A 7,290-nucleotide genomic window follows, 5' to 3' on the forward strand; every position below is an offset into this window, starting at 1 on the left:
TTGCTGGCAACAATGACCTCAAGGTCCTCCGAGCTGCTTTTGGTTGGGCCATGAAGCGGGGCCAGCGGTTTATCCAGGATAATCCCTTTGCGGGATTGGAGACGTTCCCCGGCGACAAGCCCAAGGAAAGGAAGCGGACACCCGGAAGCGATGAACTGGATCGGATGATCGAAGCGGCCAGGCCCAAGCACCGCCCTTACCTGTGGGTGCTTAGGGAAACCATGGCGCGAAGCATCGAAGTGCATCGCCTCACCTGGAACCGGGTGAACTTCGAAAAACGGTACGTCGAGTTGGAAACGCACAAGAACAAGAACCGGGAACCGGTGCTGCGTCAGGTGCCCATGACGGACAAGCTGTACGAAGTCCTCTCCGCCCTCTACTCGGAGCGTGATCCCGGCAAGGAATGGGTATTCTGGACCCGAAGTTACAACGCCGAAACAGGCAGGATGGAAGAAGGTCCGTACAAGCGTGGCCGGTATCCAATGCTGAAGAAGGTCTGCCGGGACGCCAAGGTGGATTACTACACCTTCCACCGCTTCCGGGCATCAGGCGCGTCCGTGATGGACAACAATGGTGCCATCCTGTCCGGCATCCAGCGCATCCTTGGGCATGCGGACCGACGAAGCACGGAAATCTACCTCGAAAAGCTTCGAGACGTGGAACGAGACGCCATGGACGTCTACGAAAGGGAAAGCCGCATCAAGGATAAAGTCGCCTGACAATTTAACACATGCGGTTCACACACAATGACAAGACGGCTTGCAGTCACCTGTCTGCAAGCCGTTGAAAACCAAAAGGAAGACCGGATAACCACACACAAGGTGTGAGGTTATTCCAAAGGCCCTGGGCCTTTGGCGGGTCCAGGGCAGCGCCCTGGTCTCCCCGAAGGGGCCGCCGGAGGCATCCCCCATGCCGCCTCAGCGCGCCAGAATGCGCGGAGCCCTTGCCGCGCTGGGCGGCAAGGGCTCCACATTCACTATCCTCTGACTCCGCTTCCTCTTGCGGAGGGAAGACCTACGCTAATTGCACAGGCAGTCGCTGAAGACCACGCGGTCGGCGTATTCGGCCTGTTTGCCCTTGTTCCAGCGGGAGATGGGCCGGTAGTAGCCGACGATGCGGGTATAGACCTCGGCTTCCTGTCCGCAGGTGGGGCATTCGAAGTGTTCCCCCAGGATGTAGCCGTGTTCCTTGCAGATGGAGAAGGTCGGCGTGACCGAGACGTAGGGAATCTTGGTCTTGGTGAAGGCCTTGATGATGAAGTTCTTGAGCGATTGGGGGTCGGGCACGGCCTCGCCCAGGAAGGTATGGAACACGGTGCCGCCGGTATAGAGCGGCTGGAGCTGATTCTGGTGTTCGAGGGCGTAGAAGACGTCCTGGGAGATGCCCACGGGCAGTTGGGTGGAGTTGGTGTAGTACGGGGTGCCGTTGCCCGAGGTCTTGATGTCGGCGTAAAGGGACTTGTCGATCTTGGCCAGGCGGTAGCTGGTGCCTTCGGCGGGCGTGGCTTCGAGGTTGTAGAGGTTGCCGGTTTCCTCCTGGAAGCGGGAGGTGAGGCGGCGCAGGTGGTTGAGGACGCGGCGCATGAGCCGGATGCCGCCCTCGGTTTCGATGCCCTTGCCGATGAGGTTGAGGCAAGCCTCGTGCCCGCCGAGCAGGCCAATGGTGGAAAAGTGGCCCCGGTAGCCGTTTTTCAGGTAGCGGCGGGAGTAGGGGAACATGCCCGCCTCAAGGTTGTTGTCGATGACCTTGCGTTTGTATTCCAGGGAGTCCTTGGCCAGGGTGGCGTATTCCTCGATGAGTTCGAGGAAGTCGTCCTCGGACTGGGAGAGATAGGCCAGCTTGGGCAGGTTGAGGGTGACCACGCCGATGGAGCCGGTCAGGTCGCCCGCGCCGAAGAGGCCGCCGGTCTTGTTGCGCAGCTCGCGCAGGTCCATCTGGAGGCGGCAGCACATGGAGCGCACGTCCTCGGGGTTGAGGTCGGAGCTGATGAAGTTCTGGAAGTAGGGCACGCCGTATTTGGCGGTGAGCTTCATGAGCAGTTCGCCGATCTCGGATTCCCAGGGGAAGTCCTCGGTGACGTTGTAGGTCGGGATGGGGAAGGAGAAGATGCGGTCGCAGTAGTCGCCTTCGAGCATGACCTCGATGTAGGCCTTGTTGATCATGGCCATTTCCTCGGCGAAGTCGCCGTAGGTCAGCTCGTCGTCGTACTTGCCGCCGATGATGACCGGCTCGGAGGCGATGTGCTTGGGCGCCACGAGGTCGAAGGAAAGGTTGGTGAACGGCGACTGCCCGCCCCAGCGCGAGGTGGTGTTCAGGTTGAACACGAACTTCTGCATGCACTGGCGGACCTCGTCGTAGCCCAGGCCGTCGTGCCGGATGAAGGGCGCGAGGTAGGTGTCGACGTTGTTGAACGCCTGGGCGCCGGCCCATTCGTTCTGGAGGGTGCCCAGGAAGTTGTTCATCTGCCCGAGCGCGGTGTCGAAATGCTTGGCGGGCCCGGCGGAGGCGCGGCCTTCGAGGTTGAAGCCTTCGAGGAGCAGGTCGCGCAGGGACCAGCCCGCGCAGTATCCGGCTAGGCCGAAGGAAAGGTCATGGATGTGGAAATAGCCGTGCTCGTGGGCCTGGCGGATTTCCTCGGGGTATTTTTCCAGGGCGTAGCGGGCCTGGACGGTGCCGGAGAGGTGCAGCATGAGCCCCTGGAAGGAGTGGGTCATGTTGGCGTTCTCGTTGACGCGCCAGTCGGCCTGGTCGAGATAGGAGTCGATGACGTCCTTGATGTCGAGGTAGGCCTCCTTCTGGGAGCGCAGTTGGCGGCGCTTCTCGCGGTAGAGGATGTATTTCTTGGCGATGTCGAACTGGCGGGACTCCATGAGCACCTGTTCGACCGTATTCTGGACGTGCTCCTGCTCGGGAATGTCCATGCCCGAAAGCTTGGTCTCGACCTTCCTGGCCAGACGCTTGGCCAGCAGGGGATCCTTGATGCCGCTGGCGGCGAGGGCTTTGAAAATGGCCTGGGCGATGCGGTCAGTAGACCACGTCTCCAACCGGCCGTCTCTCTTCATGATCTGGCTGGGCATGCTCCGTCATCCTCCTTGGGGGCACGTAATTCTGAATGGTTAGCGTATGTTCCGGCGGCAAATAGCCCCGTGCGATATCCAGGTCCGCCTCGGTGAGCGAAGGGACCTTGGTGGTGCGGAAGTAGAACGCCCCGGGGTGGAGTTCGGCCAGGGCGAAGATGCGCTCCAGGTTGCGCTGGGCGGCCAGGGCGGAGACCGCGCCTCCGGTGAGGGCGGGGTATTTGTCGAAGGGACCCTTCACGTCCACGGCGAAAACGTCGGCCAGCCGGTACTGGAGCAGGTCGGCCACGACTTCGGGGCGCATGCCGTTGGTGTCGAGCTTGACGGGCAGGCCCGACTTGCGCACCTCGTAGAGCAGTTCGCCCACGCCGGGCACGGTGGTCGGCTCGCCGCCGGTGATGGTCACGCCGTCCAGCCAGCCGCTGCGGTCGCGCAGGAAGGCCTTGATGCGGACGGGATCGAGAGCGGGCAGGGAGTGCATGTCCCAGGCGAGCTGAAAATTGTGGCAGGTGGGACAGCGCAGGTTGCAGCCGCCCAAAAAGAGGATGCTGGTGTGGCGGCCGGGCCAGTCGCAAAAACTCAGGCGTTCAAAACCGCGCACATAACTCCATACCCCTGCGGGCTTGCTCATCCTCTTCCTCTCCTGCAAATCGGGAAATCGTGTCGGGCTTGCAATCGTGCGGCCAAGCCCCTGCATAGACGGTGGAACCGGCCCCGCTTCCCCCGAAGCGGGCGGCCCGGTCCCGGCATCGGACCCGCACGGGTCTCGACCTAGCGTCGGAACGTGACTTCAGTGATAGACCATGGCCGGTTTTTTGTACAGGGGGTCAAAATTTTTTTTCGTCTAATCAAGCTGATATTGGCGATTTATGGCGATTATATGAAATTACAGCAACTACTAATTTTTTATCAACAGAATAGATACATTCATTGAACCAATATATTTAACTTTTTTCTAGACCTAGTTTAGAAAAAAAATATTTCGATTCGGGGTGGATCGGTTTTCGACAGAAGGGTCGCCGGGCGGGTGGCGGGAGGCATCGCTGCCGGGCGAGGAGACGGCTTACCACAACCCTTTCCGCTTGGGAACAGCCGGAAGCCCGGATTCCACAGAAAAAACGAACAGATGACCGGGACTTTTTCCCGCACGGCCGCCATTCCCCGGCCCGTGGGCGTCCGCGCCTGTCAACCCCGCGAGGAGCGTCCCGTGGCCAGCCCGGCGACTCTGCCTCGACGGCATTGACCCATTTCCCGTGACCGGGCCGCGTCCTTCCGCTCCGCCTGACCGCGAAGCCCCGGTGCACACATTTGACAATCCCGATGGAATAACTATGGAAGGAGGACCCCCAACATGGAGCTGCCCGCATGTCCTTCCGGTTCATCGTCCTCGGCATCGCCACCCTGCTGACCCTGTACCTCGGTTGGCGGCTCATCACCCCGGCCCCCCTGAGCCGGACGCGCAAGCTCACGGCCTGGCTCCTGGTGGCCTTCGCCCTCTACGTGCATCCTTTGATGATGATGGCCCGCCACTCCGGCATCGAGGGCGAGGCCATGACCTTTCTCTCGTGGACGGGATACTCCTTCTTCGGCCTGGCCTCCCTGCTGGTGGCGCTGATGCTCGCCCGCGACCTGCCCCTCTTGGCCCGGCGCGTCGGCCTGCTCTTCGCAAAACCCTTCTCCCGGCCCAAGGAGCGCACTTATTTCACCCGGGCGACGGACAAGGGCCGCCGCCGGTTCCTGCTCAACGCCACCAACGCCACCCTGCTGGCCGCCGCCGTGCCGCTCACGGGCTACGCCGCCTACGAGGCCAACCGGACGCCCAGCGTGGTCAAAAACGACCTGCCCGTGCCCGGCCTGCCCGAGGGGCTCGACGGCTTCACCATCGCCCAGATATCGGACACGCACATCGGCCTGACCCTGGGGCGAGAATGGGCGCGCACCGTGGTGGACGAAGTCAACGCCCTCGCCCCGGACATGATAGTGCACACCGGCGACATGGTGGACGGCTCGGTGGACGCCCTGCGCGACGACGTGGCCCCCTTTGCCGACCTCTCGGCCCCGCACGGGATCTGGTTCTGCACCGGCAACCACGAATATTACTCCGGCGTGCTCCCCTGGCTGCGCAAGGTTGAAGAGCTCGGCATGACCCCACTGGTCAACGAGCACCGGCTGGTTGACACGGGCCGTGGCCGCATTCTGATGGCGGGCGTCGCGGACTACGACGCCGCTCGCATCTACCCGCCCCACGCCTCCTCGCCCAAGGCGGCCATGGCGGGCGCGCCCGAGAGCGACGTGTCCATCCTGCTGGCCCACCGGCCGCGTTCGGTGTTCGAGGGCGGCAAGGCCGGGTTCGACATCCAGCTTTCGGGCCACACGCACGGCGGCCAGTATTTCCCCTACACGTTGGCCATCCACCTGTTCCAGCCCTTCGTGCGCGGCTTCTACCTGCACGAGGACACCCGGCTCTACGTCAACCAGGGCACCGGCTACTGGGGCCCGCCCATGCGGCTCGGCACCGTGCCCGAAATCACCATGCACACCCTGCGCCGGGCGTGACGCGGCGGCCCGAACCCGCCGCGCGGGAAAGGAAAATCCGGATTTCACCTTGCGAAAACTCGCCCTGTTGACTAAGGAACACCTATGTCTGAAACGGAAAAAAAGATCCTGATCCTCGGCGTCGGCAACATCCTCTACACCGACGAGGGCTTCGGCGTCCGGGTCGCCGAGGAACTGGAGCAACACTACGAATTCACGCCCAACGTGACCGTTCTCGACGGCGGCACGCTGGGGCTCCGCCTCATGGGCCCGATCATGGAGGCGGACTACCTGATAATCGTGGACATCGTCCTCAACGAGGGCAAGCCGGGCGACGTCTTCCGCCTGCTCGGCCAGGACCTCAAGAAGGCGTGCGCCTTCACCAATTCCATGCACCAGACCGACCTGCTCGACACCCTTTCGCGGTGCAGCCTCATCGGGGAAGTGCCCTCCGACGTGATCCTCTACGGGGTGGAGCCCGTGAACTACGAGGACATGTCCGCAGCACTTTCGCCCGAACTGGAGGCCAAGCTGCCCGAGGTCATGGCCCTGGTGCTCAAGGAAGTGGAAAAGGCCGGGGGCGGCTGCAAGCCGCGCTCGTCCGCCAACCCCGCAATGGAGAAGATCTATGTGCCTCGCGATTCCAGCCGAAATAATTGAGATCAGTGACGGCGTCGCCACCTGCAAGGTGGGCGAAGGAGAGACCACGGTCCAGGCGTCCATCATGCTCTTGGACGAGGAGGTCACCCTGGGCGACTACATCATCATCCACGCGGGCTTCGCCCTGCGCAAGCTAGACCCCAAGGAGGCGCAGGAAACGCTCAAAATCCTGCGCGACATGGTCAACATCCTGGGCGGTGACGAATACCAGCACGAGATGCTGTAGGTTCGACATCGCAACAGACGGCGCAAGGCCCGGAGCGGAGAGACCCGTTCCGGGCCTTGCGCCGTCTGGCCACCCGGCTCAGCCACGCCCCTTCTTGCCGGGCAGGAAGGAGGCGCGCAGGAACCCCGGCCGCAAGAATATGAATGGATTGCGCACCACCCGGTCGGGCAGGATATGGTACCAGCGATACCCGAGGGAGGCGAAGTAGGCCCGCGCCCGGCCGCCGTGCCCGGTTTCCCGGGCGGCCAGCAACGCGGCGTCGCGCTGGCATCGGGAAGAGGCCAGCGGTTCCAGGATACGATTGCTGTAGCCGTAGCGGAGCAGGATGGCGCGGATGCGCCGATACTCCCGGCAGCGGGCCGCCGCATCGGCCAAGGCGAAGAGGGCCACCACGAGCCAGCCCGCGCCCCAGCACCCCAAAGCCACCGCCAGCCCGGCATCTCCCTGGACCCAGCAAGCGGCCCCGGCCCCCTTGAGGGCCAGCCCCAGCCCCAGCGAGGCCGATCCGGTGGCGAGCGGCCACGGCGCGGCGCGCAACGAACGCAGCATTCGGAAAGCGGAAACGGCGACCATCAAAATCAGGTAGCCCAGGAACGCGCCTCCGGTCAAATAGGCTCCGCCGCCAAAACACCTCCCTCACACGCCTCCCCTTCTCTCCCCGCCAGCCCCCTGCCTTTTCCTCGCTTCCACCGCCCCCGTACACGCGAAGCAACGCAACACGCATCCCCAGCCCATCTCCCCGCCCATATTCCCCCGCCCACATTCCACCGCCCATCTCCCCGCCCACATTCC

The 7,290-nt window shown here is 63.2% G+C and carries 7 protein-coding genes; 4 read left to right on the plus strand and 3 right to left on the minus strand.

Annotation, left to right across the window (positions count from 1 at the left end):
* Positions 1-719 (plus strand): tyrosine-type recombinase/integrase (locus tag PHP91_RS15350; protein ID WP_300142648.1); only part of this gene is annotated, 719 nt, incomplete at its 5' end.
* Between the two features lie 300 nt (positions 720-1,019).
* Here the strand turns inward: PHP91_RS15350 and PHP91_RS15355 are convergent.
* Both PHP91_RS15355 and PHP91_RS15360 read right to left on the minus strand, forming a co-directional pair.
* A complete protein-coding gene (locus PHP91_RS15355) occupies positions 1,020-3,077 on the minus strand; it encodes a ribonucleoside triphosphate reductase (protein WP_300142651.1) in 2,058 nt (685 codons plus the stop codon).
* On the minus strand, positions 3,025-3,708 hold the full coding sequence (locus PHP91_RS15360) for an anaerobic ribonucleoside-triphosphate reductase activating protein (RefSeq protein WP_300142654.1): 684 nt from the start codon (positions 3,706-3,708) through the stop codon (positions 3,025-3,027). The genes PHP91_RS15355 and PHP91_RS15360 overlap by 53 nt, the downstream gene beginning before the upstream one ends.
* Positions 3,709-4,442: 734 nt before the next feature.
* Between PHP91_RS15360 and PHP91_RS15365 the strand changes: the two genes are divergently transcribed.
* The 3 genes from PHP91_RS15365 (at position 4,443) to PHP91_RS15375 (ending at position 6,498) form a co-directional block, all read left to right on the plus strand.
* Positions 4,443-5,633, plus strand: a complete 1,191-nt coding sequence (locus PHP91_RS15365; RefSeq protein ID WP_300142657.1) for a metallophosphoesterase — start codon at positions 4,443-4,445, stop codon at positions 5,631-5,633.
* A gap of 84 nt (positions 5,634-5,717) precedes the next feature.
* A complete protein-coding gene (locus PHP91_RS15370; protein ID WP_300142660.1) occupies positions 5,718-6,272 on the plus strand; it encodes a HyaD/HybD family hydrogenase maturation endopeptidase in 555 nt (184 codons plus the stop codon).
* Positions 6,241-6,498 (plus strand): HypC/HybG/HupF family hydrogenase formation chaperone, encoded by a 258-nt coding sequence (locus tag PHP91_RS15375; RefSeq protein ID WP_300142663.1) that lies wholly within the window; start codon positions 6,241-6,243, stop codon positions 6,496-6,498. Before PHP91_RS15370 ends, PHP91_RS15375 begins: the two co-directional genes overlap by 32 nt.
* A gap of 78 nt (positions 6,499-6,576) precedes the next feature.
* Here the strand turns inward: PHP91_RS15375 and PHP91_RS15380 are convergent, their stop codons facing one another.
* Entirely contained in the window at positions 6,577-7,107 is a 531-nt protein-coding gene (locus PHP91_RS15380; protein WP_300142666.1) for a hypothetical protein, read from the minus strand.
* Positions 7,108-7,290: the final 183 nt, after the last annotated feature.

The organism is Pseudodesulfovibrio sp., from assembly GCF_028692895.1.
Classification (GTDB): Bacteria; Desulfobacterota; Desulfovibrionia; order Desulfovibrionales; family Desulfovibrionaceae; genus Pseudodesulfovibrio.